The organism is Rhizobium sp. NXC24, from assembly GCF_002944315.1.
Classification (GTDB): domain Bacteria; phylum Pseudomonadota; class Alphaproteobacteria; order Rhizobiales; family Rhizobiaceae; genus Rhizobium.
The window spans coordinates 2,053,358-2,072,527 of record NZ_CP024314.1; the positions used below are offsets into that span (position 1 = coordinate 2,053,358).

The window sequence follows — 19,170 nt, forward strand, 5'->3', positions numbered from 1 at the left end:
AAAGTTCGCGCCTGGCGCGGTTGGGAGCTATCGACAGCAGGATGGCAACACAGTCAGATGCACTCATTGATCCACATCAAGCATCGGCGTGATTTTTATCACATACTGTTTTGATGTGAGCCGCGTTGGGCGGCCGCCGAAGGTGAGCGCACGGGTCCCGTTCTGTTCTAAGAATCGCGGACCGTTGCCGGTGGGACGGAGATCGATGAGAAAAGGAGAGTATGGCGCATCAATCCGGGACATGCTGGAAGAACTGCCATTGTTTCAGTCGCTGCCCGACGCAACACGAAAGGAGCTGCTTGGCAATTCGGTACAGCATAGCGTGGCGCCAGGCACCGTGCTTTTTGAGCAGGGTGACATACCAAACTTCCAGATCGCACTTCTTTCGGGGTCGGTCCAGTTGTTTGGCCAGTCGCGGGAGGGACGCGAGGTATTGATCGAAGCGGTGCGCGAGCCGGGGCTCCTCATTCCCGCTGCCGTCGTGACAGGCGCGCCCTACCTCATGCAGGCGCGTGTGCCGGAACTCTCGCGTTTTCTGCTAATCCATGCAGGAACATTCCGCATAGCCGTGGCGCGTGAACCGTTGCTTGCGCATGCCGTGATCGGAAGCCTTGCTCATCAGTTCCGCCGAATGGTGCGGCAGATCAAGAATCTAAAGCTGAGGTCTTCCACCCAACGCATTGGCTGCTACCTACTCGCCTTATCGGCACGGCAGGGAACGCCCGACAAGGCCGTCCTTCCTTATGAGAAGACCCTGATCGCCTCCGAACTCGGCGTTACCCGCGAATCCTTTTCCCGTGCTCTGTCCGGTCTCGAAAAGGCGGGGATCAGGGTCGATGGTCAGACGATCGCTATCCTTGATTCTGCCAGGCTTGCCGCCGAATGCGGCTTTGATTCCTATATCGACGGCAGCGACGAATTTGACCTGACCCAACTTCCCTATCCACTTTAGCCGGTAGGAAACGCGACCGAGGCTTGACCCTTCTCGTCGCCCAAGACTTTCCCTCAAGCGCGCTAAAGGCTTCCAGCCAACAGCCGGAAGCCTTTGCATAGCGCTTGAGAGGAGATCAGAAGAAGCCAAGCGCCTTCGGGCTGTAGCTCACCAGCATGTTCTTGGTCTGCTGGTAGTGATCGAGCATCATCTTATGTGTCTCGCGACCGATGCCGGACTGCTTGTACCCGCCGAAGGCCGCATGGGCCGGATAGGCATGATAGCAATTCGTCCAGACGCGGCCGGCCCGGATCTCCCGCCCGAAGCGATAGGCGCGGTTGCCATCGCGGGTCCACACGCCGGCACCGAGGCCGTAGAGCGTGTCATTGGCGATTTCCAGCGCCTCCTTCTCGTCCTTGAAGGTGGTCACGGACACCACTGGGCCGAAGATCTCCTCCTGGAAGATGCGCATCTTGTTATGACCCTTGAAGATCGTCGGCTTGATGTAGTAGCCGCTTGAAAGCTCACCACCGAGATCATTGCGGCCGCCGCCCGTCAGCACTTCGGCTCCTTCCTGCCTCCCGATATCGAGATAGGAAAGGATCTTCTCCATCTGCTCGCTGGAAGCCTGGGCACCGATCATCGTAGCGGAATCGAGCGGGTTGCCCTGCTTGATCTGCTCGACCCGCTTCACGGCCTTTTCCATGAAACGATCGTAGATGGATTCCTGGACCAACGCCCTGCTGGGGCAAGTGCAAACTTCACCCTGGTTCAACGCGAACATGGCGAACCCTTCGAGCGCCTTGTCCAGGAAGTCGTCGTCTTCCGCCATCACATCCGCAAAGAAGATGTTCGGCGACTTGCCACCGAGCTCGAGCGTGACGGGTATCAGGTTCTGGCTGGCATATTGCATGATCAGCCGACCGGTCGACGTTTCGCCGGTGAAAGCAATCTTGGCGATACGCGGGCTGGTCGCGAGCGGCTTGCCGGCCTCGAGGCCAAAGCCGTTGACGATATTAAGCACGCCGGGCGGCAGCAAATCCCCGACGATTTCCGCCCAGACGAGCAGCGAAGCGGGCGTCTGTTCGGCGGGCTTGATAACGACGCAATTGCCGGCAGCAAGGGCAGGCGCCAGCTTCCATGCGGCCATGAGGATCGGGAAGTTCCACGGGATAATCTGGCCGACGACGCCGAGCGGCTCATGAAAATGATAGGCGACGGTATCTTGGTCGATCTCGCCGATCGAGCCTTCCTGAGCGCGAATGCAAGAGGCGAAATAGCGGAAATGGTCGATCGCGAGTGGAATATCGGCGGCCATTGTTTCGCGAATGGGCTTGCCGTTGTCCCACGTCTCCGCCTCGGCAAGCGTTTCGAGTTTGTCTTCCATCCGCTGGGCGATCTTCATCAGAATGTTCGAGCGCTCAGCGGCTGATGTCTTGGCCCAATTGTCCTTGGCCGTATGGGCGGCATCCAGCGCCGCGTTGATGTCGTTCTCGTCCGAGCGTGGAATCTCGCAGATCTTGCCGCCGGTCACCGGCGTGATGTTGTCGAAATATCTGCCGCCGATCGGCTCTCGCCATTCGCCGCCGATGTAATTCCCATATTTGAGCTTGAACGGAGATTCGACGATTTTCTGATGCAGCATGTCATCCTCCCTTGGTCGACAATTCCGGGCTGCAAACCCGATGGGAGAAATCTGCGCGTCTTTATCGCCGGACGACAGGGTGCGTGGTCCATACCGCAGTGCACAGTGTCGCAACTCTGCGACACTTTCGATCTGTCAATGCAGATCCAGCTTCCTCATCTTGCGATGAAGAGTGGCACGGTTCATGCCAAGGGAGAGTGCGGCTTGCGTCACATTGCCATTGGCGCGTGACAGTGCCCTGAGAAGAGCGGCACGTTCAGCCTCCTGAAGAGCTTTTCCATCGTCCAGATGCTTTTCCCGCAATGCATCGGTGGCTGGGACGCCAGCGGAAATGCGTTGGTCGTCGAGTTTCAACGCCACGCGTGCGGCTCTCGTCGCACCAAGCACCATATCGTTCCGATCGACGGCGAGAAGCGCCGAGGTCGAACCACTATCGGTCGGAACCAAAACAAAACGAGCTCCAGCAAAGGCGCTGCGGAAAAGACCGAGTTCGATACGCATGGCCGCCTCGCGAACCGTTTGGGAGATGATCGCCAGCGTCACCTCGTTGACATCCTCGCGGCATGTTGAAACGTCCAGCGCACCGGCCATCTGGCCGCGATGGTCGCGGATCGGCGCCGTGGTACAGCTCAGATTGATATTGGAGCAGAAAAAGTGCTGATCCCGAACGATCGCCACCGCCCGATCGTCAGCAAGCGCGGTGCCGATGCCGTTCGTGCCGATGCTCGCCTCGGTCCACACCGAGCCGGTCCAAAGGCCGAGATTCTGGAACTCCTTATCGTCGCCTGCCGTGCCGCGTCGCTCCAGCGCAATGCCGTCACGATCGGTCAGAAGCAGGCAGCAGCCAGCCTTTCCGACTGTCGAGAAGAGCCGACCGAGTTCATCAGCCGCTTCCACCAGCAGCCTTTCCGACTGTTGACATGCCGTTCGAAATTCCTGGTCGCTCAGACGAACAGGCAACCTCTTTTCCTCCGGTGCCAATCGATGCATGGTCATGCAGCGCCGCCAGGAGGCGACGATCGTAGAACTTGCAGCAACAGACTGCGCGGATGCATAAACCTGATCCGCATGCGCAGAATGCTCGTACATTGGGCTCCTCCCACCGAACGTCAGATCAATTCTTGCTAAAAAAGGGCGACGTGGCAATCCTGAGCATGCTGCCGCCAAGACCAGTTTCCGGCCCAATGGATCGCTGTGTCCCAGAGATCCGCCAAACATCTCGAGCGGCAGACAAGCACAGAGCACGTCATGTCAGCCGTATTCCTTGGCACGTCCGCTTATGCACAATTTTCCAAAATGTAGATCAGGCGATAGCGAATACCTTGATCCTCATCAATGTGCCCTTGATCAAATCTGATTTGGTAGAGAAGCCCCAGAGGCATAGTTCCAATGGGGCAGTCGAGCCGCCGCTTTCACCACGTTGGGGGCAAATGGGAAAGCGGCGGTTCGATTTGGGAATGACTGTCAGGAGCGGGAATCGATGCCGCGTCTCCGGATCCTACGCGGCCACGGCGACGGCAATCAGCTTCAAGCCGTTGAAATGGGGACGTCTCAGCGATGCTCCATCATCTCGTCCTACCATGGCCGCGATGACGAAATTTCGAAGCCGGCACTAAACAATAGCGCGCATGAAACGCGCCCTTCAGACCGAACGACGTCCATTTGGCATCAATCCCGATCAGACCTTCAAGAACTGCGGCAGCTTCACGAATTCGGCTTTTGGCACGGGCTTGCTGTACAAGAACCCTTGTGCCGCGTCGCATCCGTTAGCCCTTAGGAACGCCGCCTGTTCGACCGTCTCGACACCTTCCGCCACGACGTTTTGCCCAAGGCAACGGGCGATCGAGAGAATGGCCTTGACTAGCTCTGCGCTGCGCTTGTCGCCACTGCTGATGAATGATCGATCGATTTTCAGGGTGTCGATGGGAAAGCGAGCCAAGTAATTCAACGCCGAATAGCCGGTACCGAAATCATCGATGGCAATTGAGATTCCCATCGTCCGAAGGGCACAAAGAGTGGCCAGTGTCTCGTATTGTTGATCCAGCAGAAGGCTTTCCGTGATCTCAATCTCGATCCACTCAGGGCGGCAGGCGGTTTCATCGAGAATCTGGGTTACCATCTCCAGCAGATCAGATCGCTGGAACTGCCTGGATGAGACATTGATCGCCATTTTGTGAGACGCTGGGGTGTCGGCGTTCAATTCTGCCGCGGTTCGACAGGCTTCGCGAAATACCCATCGGCCCAAATCCGCGATTAATCCAGTGTCCTCGGCAATCGGAATGAACTCAGCCGGAGGAACCATGCCCATCTTTCCGTGATGCCATCGCAGGAGAGCCTCCGAGCCGACTATCCTGCCGTTTTCGACGAGTACCTTGGGTTGGTAGTACACTTCCAGTTCGCAGCGCTCGATGGCCCGGCGCAATTCCGATTCCAGCATCAGGCGGTGTTGCGCGTCTGCTGTCAGTTGCCTCGAATAAAATTGGAAGCCTCCCCGCCCAAGACGCTTTGCCAAATACATTGCGGAATCGGCATATTTGACGAGATCGTTTGCATCAGTGCTATGCTCTGGATGGAGCGCGATCCCGATGCTGCATGAGACGAAGACTTCCCTGCCGTCGAGCAGGAAGGGTTCGTCGAATGTTTTGAGCATCTTGGTGGCGATATCGCGCAAATCGTCCGCGTGCCGGATGTCTGGCAAGAGGATGGCGAATTCATCGCCGCTGAGACGGGCCACGGTGTCGGCGCTGCGCACGCTTGCCTGGAAGCGTCTGGCCGCCTGACAAAGCAGTTCGTCGCCGACGGGATGTCCCATCGTGTCGTTTACGGCTTTGAAATGGTCGATGTCCATCATCATGACGCCTACAACTTGGCGATGGGACTCAGCATCTGCCATCGCTTGCCGCAACCGCCCAAAGAACAGTTCCCGGTTGGGCAAGTCCGTAAGCGAATCGTAGAAGGCCATCCGATGAATTTTTTCGCGGGAGGCGTTCAACTCGGTAATGTCGCGGGCCACGCCGAGAACACCCGTTGTCTTTCCCTCGGCGCCAACGATTGGGACCTTTCGTGTTTCCAGAAGTATGCGTTGTCCACTGTCGTGGTGTGTGACCCATTTCTCATTGATCACGACGCCTCCGGCACGGATCGCTTCCAGCTCCCTTTCGCGGAAAAGGCGTGCGACGTCGGCGTCAAACAGGTCTAGATCCGTTTTGCCAACAATTTCGGACTCCGACTTGCCGATCAGACGCTCATAGGCGTGATTGCAAAGGAGATAGGCGCCCTCGATATCCTTCAACCATACCATGTCGGGTATAGTCTGAAGTACCGTGAGGAGGCGTGTTCGCGCTTCATCTAGAATATGCTCTCCCAGCTTCCGTTCGGTAACATCCCGTGACAGAACAAGAAACGTTTGGGAGGATGTTTCACTGCCCGCTTTCTTTGCAACATGATGCTCGAACCATCGGGACTCGCCGTTCTGTTGGACGATGCGAATGACGTGACAATCGCTGGCGCCTTTCTCGTCGGCCTCGCGGATGGCGCGCAACGCAGCCGCCGCGTCTTCAGGCGGGAGGACGTCGTTTACCGTTTTGCCCAGCAGTTGTTGTTTGGTCGCAGCCAGAAGTTCCGGATGCTTTGTCCATATCTGGAGATACCGTCCGTTTCGGTCCATCTCAAACAGAATATCAGGGATGGCGGCGATGATCGTTTCCGCGAATTCAAGCGCATCTTCAAGCCTCTGCTTCTCGTGCCGGCTAGACTCGTCCACGCGGGCAATCGCGCCGGGCTGAGCAACTGAAGCGCTATCCGCAAACGAACCATCCGCCTGCCAGTTATGGGAGAGAGATAGCAGCATCACATGGATCCTCCTGCCGGCAAAGGGACAGGAGGTGTCATACATCCGGTCGAACTTTCATCGGGAAGAACCGCACAATTCATTCGAGCGGAGTTGAAGGCTCAGCGAATTCATCGATCAAGAAAGAAGATGAATAGGCGCAATGCAGTTTGAGTACAGAGTCCTTAACAAAGTACATCGCCGATTGCGGCAAACACAACTTGTTGCGCAATTTGGACTGCAGATCGTAAAATGGACAGCCTTGCGCAGGCAACCGCAACCATGCACAAGTGCGCGCTTGGCGGAAATTCCTTCTTCTATTGCTCCCTGAAGAAACGTCGTCTGTGCGCTCGCTGCTACAGCCGACAGCGCTGCAAGGTAGCCTAAGCCCCAACGGCGTGCTATTCTGTCAGAAACTTTAGGGTGAAAGCTATGCGCCGGTTTCTTACATCGGTAGCGTTGTTTTTTGCAGCGACAATGGGGGCCGCGGGCGATCCCTTGTTCGATGCCGTTTCAGCGGGAAACACCGTTGCCGTGGAACAGTTTCTGGCTTCGGGCGCCGATGTCAACAGCCGCACTCACGACCAGGCGACACCACTCATCAACGCCGCGCTCGAAAATCAGCTTGCCGTAGCCGAGCTGTTGATAGGCAGAAATGCCGATGTCATGGCAAGGAATGCAGGCGGCTTTACACCCCTTCATGCCGCGGCATTTTCGGGTAACGTACCCATCAGCAAGCTGCTCCTGGAGCACGGAGCAATTCTCGACGATGCGTCCAACAAAGCGGGTGTTACGCCGCTCATGGTTGCGGGCGAAGAGAACCACGTCCTCCTCGCGGAGTTTTTGCTTGCGAAGGGGGCTGACGTCACCCACGCCGAGGTTCACGGCTACGCGCCGATCACGAGGGCCATGTGGAAAGGCAATGTCGATATCGTCCGTCTGTTCAAGCGGCATGGCGTGGCATGTCCTCCGGCCAGCGTTCTCGGCGAGGAGAATTACGCTAAGTGCATGGAAATCCATGAATAAACAGGAGGCGCAGATGCACTTTGGAAACGGGGCACAATGCATTGGTCGCTCTTTGGCAATGATCGGTCTGGCTGTCGCAGACATTGTCGGTGGATCGCCAGCCATGGCCGACGACTCGGTAAACACGGGGTACTTCGGCGGTGTCGCCATCATGGGATACGACACGGTCGCCTACTTTACCGAAGGCAAAGCGACGAAAGGCTCGGAAAAAATCTCCTACGAATGGATGGGGACGCCGTGGCATTTCGCCAGTGCCAAACATCGCGAGATGTTTATGAGCGAACCGCTTAAATACGCGCCTCAATACGGCGGCTATTGCGCGGGCGAGGTAAGCAGCGGGTCCGTCACGGTCAACATCGATCCAGAAGCCTTCAAGATTGTCGAAGGCAAGCTTTACCTGATGTATGACCAGGCGTATGCGGAGGAGTTTGCCGCGCATCCGGCGGACACTGTGACCAAGGCCGATGCCAAATGGCCGAAGGTCGCGGCCGATCTCGAACTGGATCAGTATCACTGACCACTAAAAAGGCTCTATTGGGCAGGCGAAAAATAGAAGACCTTGGTCGAATTCACGTAAGCATAGCTGGTTTCGTCGGCCGGGTTTGCGTGTCTATAGACCGGGCCACAATCGGGTCGGCCAAACGCGTTTTCACTTTGCTCGCAAAGCAGGTCCCCTTTGACAGAAACCTTCTCGGTCATCATCTGGGATGCGGAGCGGAATGCGGCCTTGCCGTCCAGTTGGACTTGCATGAGCGCAGGGCTTTCGGACGGCTCGGTCTTTCCCCGCAGAAGTTTGCCCATGACGGCGGCCGCGATCTCGGGACCCTTCAACCGGTATTGCTCGTCGCCCTGGAAGCCGAACGGCCATTCCGGCAGCCCGGCCTCGCGCAGCGCGTCTAGGATAAATGCCAAATCCTCTTCCCTGAAATGGGCATTGCCGAGCCGCCAGGCCGCGATGCTGTCGCGCCCCCCGAGAAGACGTTCGGCTTCGGCGACAGTCGCTCGAGCCTCATCAATGCGACCGACACGGACATAGGCCATGGCGAGTGGGGTAACGAACTCGCCGTTGCCTTGAGAGCCGTAGCCCGCGCGTTTGAAATTGTCTATCGCCCTCTCGTAATCGCGCTGCAGATAAAAAATCATGCCAGCCGTGTATCGATCGATGGCGGAGAGGTTCGGATCGAACCTGAGCGCCTTCTCGACGGCCGCAGCGGCGTCGGCGTGATTGCCCGAGATCATTTGAACATATGCGACCGCCATATGGGCTTCGGCATCGGCGGGGCCGAGCGACACGGCCTTCTGCGCCGACGCGATAGCCTGCTCGTAACGTCGGTCCACGACCTGCATGATGGCGAGGACCGCATAAGGCGACGGTAGTTCAGGATCGAGGGCAAGAGCGCGACTTGCCTTGTCATAGGCCCTTTTTCGCGCCAGGGCGCTCTGGAGGACGTCATCATACGCGCTTCGCCAGACATAGGCCGTCGCGTGCGCATCGGACGCGAAGGCTTCGGCAAAGCCGCTGTCCAGTGCCTCAGCCTTGTCAAACAGCGCCAATGCCTCCAGCATCAGGGAACGACGTCCGGTACGGGCCGCCTGCTCGGCACGCAGATAATAATCATATGCCTCGAGATTGGCGGTCGGCGGACGCGCAATTCGCTCTGCCTCGGACGACGTCAGCTTCAGACCGAGTGCATTGGCGATCTGGCGGCTCATCGAGTCCTGCACGGCAAACACGTCCGCCCCGCTGCGGTCAAACCGATTGGCCCACAGATGGTCGCCGCTGTTAGTATCGATCAGTTGTGCGTTGACGCGCATCAGGTCGCCAATTCGCTGCACGCTGCCCTCCACGACAAAGCGCACGCCGAGATCACGGCGTATGTCTGCCAGAACGTGGGGCTTACCCTTGTAGGCAAAGACGGAATTCTGGGAGATGACGTCAAGTTTCGACAGCCTGGTTAGATCGGTAATCAGGTTGTCGGTAATACCATCGGCGAAATAATCCTGGGTTTGGTCACTCAAGTTGGCAAAAGGTAGCACTGCGATCGATGGGCGTTGCTTGTAAAGCCATTGCCATGCGACGACAGCCGCAGTGGTTGCGATCAATAGCGCTGCGAGCGCCAACAGCGCCATACCCCGCGACTTTGCCCGAGGGGCAAAGACGACCTTGCCAGTGTGGACTGGGTCAAGCAGAACGCGGTAGACGCGAACCCGATCCGCTATGTTCTTCAGCCGATGCTCGCCGAGCGCCGAAAAGCCGACATCGACCTTGTGTGCGACTTGGTCGAATGCGGCGCCGGATATGAAAATTCCGCCAGGTTCGGCAATGCCTTGCAGGCGGGCGGCTATGTTGACGCCGTCGCCATAGATGTCATCGCCTTCAACAATGATGTCGCCGAGATTGACCCCGATGCGAAACCGAATGCGCTGTTCCTCGGAAACTCCCTGGTCTCTGCTGGACATACTCCGCTGGATTACGGCCGCGCATTGAACCGCGTCCACAACACTAGCAAATTCGACCAGCGCGCCGTCGCCCATCAGCTTGATGATCCGGCCATGGTGCTCTTTGATGGCGGAATCGATGAGGTCCCGACGGCATGCCTTCAACCGCTCAAGCGTACCGCCCTCATCCACTCCCATGAGGCGACTATAGCCAACGACGTCAGCGGAAAGTATCGCGGCGAGACGCCTCTCCATTTCTCTGCCCACCCCTTCGATACAGAGAGCTAAGCATCTTACCACGGTCTTAGGCGCGCTGGCACCGGAGCACGGTCGTTTACGGCATAACTTGGCCCCCCGCTTCTTCTATTCCGAGACGACACGATGCTTCGCGATGAAGATGACCCAGGCTCCAATTTCCCGCCGATGAATCGGCGACCTGGCGACCGCAGAGCTGAAAGCGCTCGCAGAAAAGTTTTGGCGCTACAAAGGAGTGGCGGCCGACAGGAGATTAAGAAATGACTTTCACCCCTGCCAGAGCCGAACTCGGACATCCATGGGCGCTGTTGCAGTCATGGCGATCAGGATGAAAACCGGCAGCGATGAGAGCAGTCGCGCCGCTTAGCGAAAGTTGTAGCAACTAACAAACCATTCAACACGAATGCAACTATTTCTGGCATATTCTTCTGATCTTTAGTAGAGGTGCCATGCGGCTGCCACGGTCGAAGTGGTCGGAAAATCGGCGGCCCGAAACCACGCCTTCCTTGAAATGAACCACACATGATCTACGGTATTGATCTCGGCACGACCAACTCCCTTATCGCAGCCTTCGACAGCGATGAACCGAAACTAGCTCCAAATATCCATGGGGAAATGCTGACACCTTCGGTCGTTGGTTTGGGCGAAGATGGCGCTGTGTTGGTCGGAAAGGCCGCGAAAGATCGCCTGATCACCCACCCAGAACGGACAATATCCTCCTTCAAGCGATTCATGGGCACAAACCACGCCATCATGCTCGGCGATCTGTCCTTGCGGCCAGAGGAAGTGTCCGCCTTCGTGCTCAGGTCATTGAAGGCGGATGCGGAAGCCTTCTTCAAAGAAGAAGTTTCCGAGGTGGTCATTTCCGTTCCAGCTTATTTCAACGAACATCAGCGCAAAGCGACGATCGCTGCCGGCAGATTGGCCGGTCTTAAGGTGCGCCGGATCATCAACGAACCGACGGCTGCAGCCCTTGCCTATGGTTTCTCAGAGGTTTCGGAAGGGAAGTTTCTAGTCTTCGATCTCGGTGGCGGAACCTTCGACGTCTCCGTCCTCGACAAATATGATGGGGTGATGGAGGTTCGGGCGACAACCGGCGATACCGCACTTGGCGGTGACGACTTTACGGAAGTCCTCCAAAGAGAAATTCTTCGTATTCATTCCTTGGACATGGATCGGCTAAGCGCCATTGAAAGAAGCTCGTTGAAACGAAGCTGCGAGCAGCTAAAAATCGACCTCGGATCCGCTCTTGCCGGCACTTATTCTCTCAAGATCCACGGCGAACTAGTCGAAGGCAGCATAGGCCGCGATGAATTCGAGCTGTCGGCCGCCCCACTTTTGCGGCGATTGCGCACTCCATTGGAGCGTGCAATCGCGGACGCACGTGTTTCGGTTTCAGAGCTCGATGCCGTCATTCTCGTTGGTGGGGCGACACGCATGCCGATGGTGCGTTCGCTTGTGGCTCGCCTGTTTGGGCGGCTTCCCCTCGTCAATATCGATCCAGACAAGACAGTCGCGCTGGGAAGCGCGATTCAGGCAGGCTTGGTAAGCCGGGCGACTGCGCTCGAAGACGTCGTTATGACCGATGTGTCGCCTCACACTCTGGGCGTTGCGGTTGTCGACCTGTCCGACAGATCCCGTGGGATGATGCAGCCCTTGATTCAGCGAAACTCGGTCGTTCCGGTGTCGCGCGCTGGCTTCTTTTCGACCGTCAACGATAACCAGACCCAAGTCAGTCTGAAAGTTTATCAGGGCGAAAACCTCCGGCCAAACGAAAACGTCTACTTGGGCGAGGTCGAGGTCACCGTGCCCCCAAACAAGGCCGGCGCAGAGGGAATTGAAACTCGTTTCACCTACGACGTTAACGGTGCTTTGGAGGTAGAGGCAAAGGTTATCAGCACCGGCGCGACCGCCAGAGCGGTCTTCCACAATGATGTGGGCCTTTCGGAAGCAGAGCTCGATCGGCGTTTTGCCGCTCTTGCCGAGATCAAGCTTCACCCGCGCGACCAACTTCCAAATCAAGCACTGATTTCACGAGCGGAGCGCTTGTATGCCGAGCATCTCGGAGAGACGCGTGAACTCATCCGTCAGCTTCTTCTGCAGTTCGTACACGACCTCGACCAGAGCCGGACGCGAGGCGACGCGGAGCGCAAAAGCTTTTCCCAACGCTTGGACGCTTTTGAAGGGCGCGGATTCCAATGACCATGACAGGCTATCCCTGGTCAGTTCTTGAGCTCGAACCGGGGGCGGACATGTCCGCTATCCGTCGAGCCTACGCCAAGAAGCTGAAGACAATCAGACCAGATGAGGATCCCACCGGGTTCCAGACTCTCGTCGAAGCCCGAGACCGTGCGCTTGTCCTTGCCGAAACAGCTCAGCATCGAACGAAGCATGACGAGTTCGCACCTGTCGAACCGCTCCCATATCCGACAGCAATACTTGCGGCTTCGACGCCTGACAGACCGCCGGTTACTGCCAAAATTTTGCCGCCCCCGCTCGACGAGCGTACGGATGACATCGAGGCGGAACAAGCCCTCCCCGGCGGGCCGTCATCTACGGTCGATCTTGCGGCGCTCAAGACCCAATTGGGAAAACTGCACAATATGTCCAGCGTCTATGTCGATCTCGATGGCTGGAACAATTTCCTTTTGCGGATCGGCGAGCTTCCGACGCAGATGCGCGAGCTATTGGAGCCAGCGATCATCGAGAGCTTTTGCAACATTACACAGTATTGCGAACGCACCTTATGGTTCCCCCATGTACCCGTCCATCGGCGGGATCGAGAATTGATCCTCGCATATGATGAAGAATTCGGTTGGAGTGCCAACGATCGCAAGGTCTATGCGGTTATTGGGCGCGAGCGGGCGGATGGGTTCAAATGGCGTCTTTCGCAAATATGGGCGGAACAGCGTCCTCAGCATGAACTCGGTAAACGAGGTCTGGCACGACGGGCTGAACAACTGGCACGGCGCGCTGAACAGGCGGCGGCGATCAGGAAAGCCGCACCGCCAAAGGGAGAATTTAACTTCAGGCCCTTTATGCCGTTCATCGCCCTCCTTGCGATGTACCTAATCCAAAAGCTTGGATGAATGGAGACCGGAAGCCTTTGCGCCCCTCGCTTTCTCAGTAACTCCGGAGATGCCAGGGGGACCGGAAACCGGTCAGGGGCCAAGAGGTTGAATTGATCAACTTTGGCCATGAATGCCGGTCCGCAGCGCGCACGGATCCACTTGCATTATCCGCCTTCGGGGCAGCCGGAAAGGGTATCGCAGTCCCGCCATCAAACATTTAGTTCGTTGGCGGTTCTCAGCTTGATGCATCCGCTATGGCGCTCTTGTCTTGATCAACGATAGTTCATATTGACTAACGTGCTGGCCACCTAAGAAACGAGTTGTTCATGACTTTCGTCTCCCGCCTTCGTGTGCTTGTTGGTCTCGGTTGTGGTCTTTTTTCGACGGTCTGCCACGCGCAATCTTTTGATTGCAGCAAGGCACAGACCGTTATCGAAAAAGCGATTTGTACTTCTCCAGCCCTAATTGCTCAGGATACCGCCTTGGCGGCCGCCTATCGTCAGGCGTTGACGGATCTAAGCGGAGACCCGACAAAACTCAACGACCTGCGCCAGCAACAACGCCGCTGGTTGGCGGACCGTAATAAATCCTGTGTGGACACCGACCCGGTCCGGCTGTCGACATGCTTGGCAACAAGCTATCAGACACGTCTTGCGGCGCTGAAAGCTACGAGCGCTCCTCCAAGCCAGCAGCCTCCCGAAGCTGCCCAGGGCGTCGAACCTGCGGCATCAACAGCACCGGCGACACAGTCGGCGGCGGCACAAGATACACCCGCGCCATCGGTTGCCGCGGCATCTCAACCAGCGTCCCCCAAAGCCCTGCCCCGGCCAGTGTCGCAGCCGCATTTGGCGTTGGATCAATTGCCTGCCGATCACGATGGCAGCACCTTGCTGACCGTCGACACGCCCGGCCATATCACCATCCGCACACAGAGCACCTCCGGTGTGGCACTCCAGCTTGTCGATATGATCGCAGGACCAGGGGACCGTATGGGCGCACCTGGCGTCAGCGACGGCCGGATCGATGCGCTGCTCGACAAAGGCATCTATAAGATTCGTGTGTTCGGAGCCAAGGGAGCCGCTGGCGAAGCCAAGCTTACCGCACAAGCCTACCAGGAGCTTGAACAGCCTGACGCCGCTTTGACCTCCGTCACCCCCATCCATGCCGATCTAAGCGACCTGCAACAAAGATCCTACTGGATCGACATTCCCGAATCCGGGCGCGTCGATATAGAAGCGGTCGGACGCTCGCTTCAGGATCTGCGCTTGTGGCGAAACGGCACCGACATTGTCGATCTCTCGCCGAAAATGTCGATCTTTGAACTGAAGCCGGGTCTCCCCATGACCCGGGCAACGCTGACGGGAACGGTCGAGCCCGGCCATTACCTCGTGACGGCCTATGGCGGCCAGAAGCTTGTCTGGACCAACTCGGACATGGCTGAGCCATTCCATATCCGCACCGGCACGCAGAGGTCGCTGGCCGGAGGGATTGCCGAAGGCGACATCGGGCCCTTTGGGTCGATACGCTTTGACGCTCCGGCGGATCTCGATACCTTCCGTCTCGAGCTACCGCAATCGGCGCCGGCGGTGCTCCGGGCCGGTCGGATTTCCAGCACGGCGACTAGCTTTCAAAGTGCTGCAATCGGCAAATCGAATCGCGAACCGACCGCCACGCTTTCGCTATCGACGGACGGCCAGCCGAGCATTGTCGAAGTCTCCGGTTATGAAGGCCAGCATTTCCAGGTCCGGGGACTTCGGTTCAGCAACCAGACACAATTCGACGGCTCGGTGCCCAATCTCATTAGTCTCGACGTTGCTGGCGAAGGCGGCGATGAAATTCCGGCCACGGCTCTGCTCTTGCGCCAGGATGCCAGCGGCAAAGCCACCATCGTGGCCTCTGACACGCCTCATCTGGGTCCAGGCCAGGCTTGGCGGCGGCGCTTCAATTTGCGCGGGCCGACCTCGCTGCTATTCGAGATGACACAAGCAGGCCAGATCGGGATCCGCACCTCGGGCGTTGCCGTGCATGCCGACATCAGCCCGATTCTGGTTGGCAATGCCCCGCGCGCCGATGGCCGCAATCCCGATCGTTTCGATCTAAACGCCGGCTACTATCTGCTGCGCCTGCTGCCCGACAATGATGCAATCGGCATCGTCGACCTCACCTTCGGCACACCGGGCCTTGCGCCGCCGCCACAACCCGCCGCCCCGGCTCGCACGACTATTTCGTTTGGCATCCGGGAAGCCGAAAAGGCCACGCGCTATGAGATCATCACCAATGCCGCGCCCGGCCTGCTGACCGGGCCTCGTGCCGTTGCCCTGCCCGCAGACCTGCAGGCGCGGCCACTGGCGCTTTGGCAGCCCACAGATGCTTCTGCTCAGCCGCAGCCCCTGCAGAACCAGCCCAATTCGAATATCCCAGCGCCCGTGCCGCAGGTGAAAGGCAGCGCCTCCGATGATGCGAATGCCCTGTCGCGACCGGCATCACCAGCAGATTTGCGCATCGACGTCCATGTGCCCGCCGGGGGGACTATCGCCGCCGTCGACATGCACAATGCGCCGGTCGCTTTTGCTACCAGCAACCAACGGGTAGATGCAAAAGGCCGGACGTTGACGCTGCGCTTCCCTGCTCCGGCCGCTGCCCGGTCCATAGTCGTCACCTGGCAGGCTGATGCCTCTGCGGCGCGGAAGAGCGTGCAGCCAGCACCCGCATCTCCGCTGATTGCCGGTCAACGCCTGTTTCTCGATCTCGCCGAAAACGCGCAGAAAACCTACCGGCTGGATGTTACGGAAGGGGGACTTTATCGCGTCGAAACCCTCGGCCGTTTGCAGACGTCACTGCGTCTCGGCACGTCATTCCTGCCGGGGCTGGGGGAAGCGTCCGATAATGGCGATGGCCACAACGCGCTACTGCAAACCTATCTGCGCGCAGGAACCTATCAGGTCGATGTTTCCGCACAGAATTCTTCCGGGCATCTTGGCATTGCCGTTACCCCGGCTTCGCTTTTGACGGCCGCAACCCTGGTCGCCGACGGCACCAGCCGCGGAATCCTCTCCGGCGGGCGCGGCGCTATCGTGCCGATCGAGATCGCGAACGCGGGATCGTATCAGCTTGATCTCTATTCCCTTGGCGGCGATCTTACCGCTCGCCTGGAGGATGAGGAGGGCTGGCCACTCACCCCGCCAGGCCCGCTCTCCAGCCTTAGCCAGGATTTTACGCCCGGGCACTACCGCCTCGTGATCTTGCCGCGCGACGTCGACACGCGGTTTGTCGCGCGGCTGAGGCCCGTGATCGACCCGCCGCAGCTACAGGGCCACGGACCACACCCGCTAGCCTTCAATCAGCCCCAGGCACTTCAATGGCGCGAGCCCCAGGGCAAGAGCGACGCGCGGGTTCCCGATAGCTGGACTTTCGATCTCCTTGCCGACGCGGATATCAGCATCGATCTGACCGAAGGCATGATCGGCACCCTGTTTCGCGACGATAAGGAGCAGATCGCTCGCTTTGTCGCCGCTCCGCGGTTCACCGGCAAGTTGAAGGCCGGACATTATCGGATCGATCTCATGAGCCTCGCTCACGATGACCGATTGGATTACCAGATTACCCTAAACACCAAGGACCTCCAGCCCGGCGAGGCGCGCTTCGTCAACCTTCCCGCCGAGCTTTCCTTCAATGTCGGGACAGACCGTGTCGTCAGCCTCGGTACGTTCGGCCGCAGCGAAATCAAGGGCGTGCTGAAGGATGAACATGGCACCGTCCTGGAGCGGCTGACTGGGCGCAGTGATGACTGGAACATCGCACTGTCAACCCGTCTACCGGCCGGATCCTATACACTCGCCCTCGATCAAGCAGCAACCTCGGGCACGGGCAGCAGCCAATCGGATGACAATTCCGACAATTCGGAAGCAGACTCCAATGGCGACGGCCAAGAGGCAGCAGGTGACGATCAGGGCAATGCCTCGGACATCGAGGTTCAATTCGCCCTGCCGCAGGAGCAGCCGCAGCCGGCGCTTGCCGAGAATGGCACAGCCGAAGTCAACGGCGCTTCTGTCTTCATGTTCCCCCTGCCGGCCAATGGAAAAGACCAACTGGCGCTGGTGGCGGCGCAATCCACCAGCGACCTTGTTCTCTCCGTCGAAAAGCGGGACGGCGACGGCAATTGGAAGCCACAAGCCTTTGCCCGTGGCCGCTCGCCCGTTATCGCCTGGCCTAGATCCGAGAAAGAAGCACAATGGCGCGCATCGGTCTGGACCCTTGATGGCGGAACCGCACCCATCAAGATCGCCGCGCGCAGTATCGCCCGCGATATGCATGAGCCCGGCGATGTCTCTCTGGAGCCCACCACCATCGACGGCCTTGGGCTTTCGCTGAACGTCGGACTCGCGCATGCACCATCGGCAGGCCTTCTAGACCTCGGCGCCACTGCGGATTTGCTTGTGGGCGCAAGCGCCGATCGCCCGCTTACGGCGGCCACGTCAGGACTCTTTGCTCCGCAATCGGATCATCTGTGGCTAGTCTCGCGCGCAGCAGGACATGTGCAGGTCAGCCCTGCACAGACCGATGCCGAGATCGCGCTGACACTTGCACCGGGAGATCAGGCGGTTGTTCCCGCCACACCTCCGCTGCCAGGCAAAGTAAGATTGTGGCGCGCGGATTCGGCCTTTGGACAGCCGGGACTGACGGCCGGACGCGGCATGGGTGTCAGCCTCAACAGCGCAGTCGCCCTCGCCGATAACAGGGATCTGCGTGTCTGGAACGCGGCAAGCGACGAAAGCCTGCAGATGCGGCTCAGGCCAATCGATGCGGCGGAACTCGAGGTGGTGCAGCTAAATGGCACCTATACGGCGACCATTCCAGCCCTTAGCGCGCGGCCGGTGAAGCTGACGAATGGGGTGAAACGGCTCACGCTCGACCTGGCGCCCGGGATCGCCGTCGTTTCTGCCCCTTCAACCACTCAGTTGTTGAACGTCTGGTCCGGTGCGGCGCCCCTGTCGCGCAGCATCGCGACGTCAGTCGAAGAAATCTGGCTGGTCAACCTGACGAATGATGCAGCCTCCGCGCGCGTCAGCCTGTCGCCGGGACAGGCCGTTACCCTCGGCAACGATCAGATCAAGCGCCGCTTCTTCGGCACGGTCGGATCGGAAGAAATCGCGGTTGATGCCATGAAGGGAGATGTCCTGAACGTCTCCGGCGGCGCGGCCACCTTCGTCGGGGCCGACGGTCGGGTCTTACGTGGCGACCACATCCCGGTGTCCGGTCCCGGCCAGTTGATCGTCGATCACAATGCCGGACTTGTGGCCCTTTGGCTGGAGCGTGGCGGCGAGTCGCCCTGGCCGAAGCCCGAGCCGAAAACGACGACCCTGCCGCAGAGCGTAACGCTTGAAGGCGAGGCCATGGCCTTCCGCCTCGATCCGGATCCGCCGATCGTGCTTGATGTCAGCACCGACGCCCCTGTCATTGTCGGATTGGAGCAAAATGGTCACCGAGACTTGCAGCTTTTTCCGACGGGCGCCGAATTCCACCGCTATCTCGCGGCGGGCGAGGCGGTCCTGACGCTCTATTCCACGCACGAAGGCCCCTTGTCGGGCAGTCTGGATATGACGGCAACACCGGTCGTCCCGGTGAATGACGGTGTCGGAGCCCCGGTGGTGTTAGCGCCGGGCGCGACGGCCTTGTTTGGCTTCGAGGTCAAGAATAGCGGCAATATCGGCGTCGGCCTGCGTTCCGATCCGGACCTTGCCATCGGCCACCTGCTGGATGCCAAAGGCCAGGTGCTCGGCGAAGGCGTCAATCAGCTCAAGCAGCTAGCGGCAGGCTATTACCTCCTGGAAGCGCGTGCACCGGCCGACGCACCGACTCTCGTCGTCAGGCCCTCGGTGGTTGGATTGTCACCACCGCCAGCAGGTCCGCCGCCTGAAATTATCAATGATTATCTGCAGCGCGCCGGTTTGAAGCCCACGGGATTGAAGTGAAA

At 58.8% G+C, this 19,170-nt stretch carries 10 protein-coding genes; 6 read left to right on the forward strand and 4 right to left on the reverse strand.

Translation table 11 applies throughout. The features are described 5' to 3' along the window. The first annotated feature begins 205 nt into the window (after positions 1-205). On the forward strand, positions 206-952 hold the full coding sequence (locus NXC24_RS33525; protein ID WP_245464124.1) for a helix-turn-helix domain-containing protein: 747 nt from the start codon (positions 206-208) through the stop codon (positions 950-952). 115 nt (positions 953-1,067) lie between these two features. Here the strand turns inward: NXC24_RS33525 and adh are convergent, their stop codons facing one another. The 3 genes from adh to NXC24_RS33540 all read right to left on the reverse strand — a co-directional run bounded on the left by adh (position 1,068) and on the right by NXC24_RS33540 (position 6,426). Next, a complete protein-coding gene (gene adh, locus NXC24_RS33530; RefSeq protein ID WP_104827558.1) occupies positions 1,068-2,576 on the reverse strand; it encodes an aldehyde dehydrogenase in 1,509 nt (502 codons plus the stop codon). A gap of 135 nt (positions 2,577-2,711) precedes the next feature. Next, positions 2,712-3,665: a GAF domain-containing protein gene (locus tag NXC24_RS33535; RefSeq protein ID WP_104827559.1), complete on the reverse strand. Its 954-nt coding sequence runs from the start codon at positions 3,663-3,665 to the stop codon at positions 2,712-2,714. A gap of 589 nt (positions 3,666-4,254) precedes the next feature. Further along, the gene (locus NXC24_RS33540; protein ID WP_245464125.1) at positions 4,255-6,426 is read right to left on the reverse strand and encodes a bifunctional diguanylate cyclase/phosphodiesterase; all 2,172 of its coding nucleotides are present in this window, start codon (positions 6,424-6,426) and stop codon (positions 4,255-4,257) included. 411 nt (positions 6,427-6,837) lie between these two features. Here NXC24_RS33540 and NXC24_RS33545 point away from each other — a divergent pair, with 411 nt between their 5' ends. Then, the gene (locus NXC24_RS33545) at positions 6,838-7,431 is read left to right on the forward strand and encodes an ankyrin repeat domain-containing protein (protein WP_104827561.1); all 594 of its coding nucleotides are present in this window, start codon (positions 6,838-6,840) and stop codon (positions 7,429-7,431) included. Between the two features lie 58 nt (positions 7,432-7,489). Next, the gene (locus NXC24_RS33550; protein ID WP_199773670.1) at positions 7,490-7,948 is read left to right on the forward strand and encodes a YHS domain-containing (seleno)protein; all 459 of its coding nucleotides are present in this window, start codon (positions 7,490-7,492) and stop codon (positions 7,946-7,948) included. Positions 7,949-7,962: 14 nt separating this feature from the next. On the opposite strand, the gene NXC24_RS33555 is transcribed toward NXC24_RS33550, so the two are convergent. Further along, on the reverse strand, positions 7,963-10,125 hold the full coding sequence (locus tag NXC24_RS33555; RefSeq protein WP_104827562.1) for an adenylate/guanylate cyclase domain-containing protein: 2,163 nt from the start codon (positions 10,123-10,125) through the stop codon (positions 7,963-7,965). Between the two features lie 522 nt (positions 10,126-10,647). On the opposite strand from NXC24_RS33555, the gene NXC24_RS33560 reads away from it, so the two are divergent. The 3 genes from NXC24_RS33560 (at position 10,648) to NXC24_RS33570 (ending at position 19,168) form a co-directional block, all read left to right on the forward strand. Then, positions 10,648-12,327, forward strand: coding sequence for a molecular chaperone HscC (locus NXC24_RS33560; protein ID WP_104827563.1), 1,680 nt, complete (start codon positions 10,648-10,650; stop codon positions 12,325-12,327). Next, a complete protein-coding gene (locus tag NXC24_RS33565; protein WP_158704611.1) occupies positions 12,324-13,214 on the forward strand; it encodes a hypothetical protein in 891 nt (296 codons plus the stop codon). The genes NXC24_RS33560 and NXC24_RS33565 overlap by 4 nt, the downstream gene beginning before the upstream one ends. A 308-nt stretch (positions 13,215-13,522) precedes the next feature. After that, positions 13,523-19,168 (forward strand): lysozyme inhibitor LprI family protein, encoded by a 5,646-nt coding sequence (locus NXC24_RS33570; protein WP_104827565.1) that lies wholly within the window; start codon positions 13,523-13,525, stop codon positions 19,166-19,168. The last annotated feature ends 2 nt before the right edge of the window (positions 19,169-19,170 follow it).

Excerpts from the sequence above, each read along its gene's own strand:
- NXC24_RS33525 (WP_245464124.1), top strand. The coding sequence starts at position 206 with ATGAGAAAAGGAGAGTATGGCGCATCAATCCGGGACATGCTGGAAGAA.
- adh (WP_104827558.1), bottom strand. The coding sequence starts at position 2,576 with ATGCTGCATCAGAAAATCGTCGAATCTCCGTTCAAGCTCAAATATGGG.
- NXC24_RS33535 (WP_104827559.1), bottom strand. The coding sequence starts at position 3,665 with ATGTACGAGCATTCTGCGCATGCGGATCAGGTTTATGCATCCGCGCAG.
- NXC24_RS33540 (WP_245464125.1), bottom strand. The coding sequence starts at position 6,426 with ATGCTGCTATCTCTCTCCCATAACTGGCAGGCGGATGGTTCGTTTGCG.
- NXC24_RS33545 (WP_104827561.1), top strand. The coding sequence starts at position 6,838 with ATGCGCCGGTTTCTTACATCGGTAGCGTTGTTTTTTGCAGCGACAATG.
- NXC24_RS33550 (WP_199773670.1), top strand. The coding sequence starts at position 7,490 with ATGATCGGTCTGGCTGTCGCAGACATTGTCGGTGGATCGCCAGCCATG.
- NXC24_RS33555 (WP_104827562.1), bottom strand. The coding sequence starts at position 10,125 with ATGGAGAGGCGTCTCGCCGCGATACTTTCCGCTGACGTCGTTGGCTAT.
- NXC24_RS33560 (WP_104827563.1), top strand. The coding sequence starts at position 10,648 with ATGATCTACGGTATTGATCTCGGCACGACCAACTCCCTTATCGCAGCC.
- NXC24_RS33565 (WP_158704611.1), top strand. The coding sequence starts at position 12,324 with ATGACCATGACAGGCTATCCCTGGTCAGTTCTTGAGCTCGAACCGGGG.
- NXC24_RS33570 (WP_104827565.1), top strand. The coding sequence starts at position 13,523 with ATGACTTTCGTCTCCCGCCTTCGTGTGCTTGTTGGTCTCGGTTGTGGT.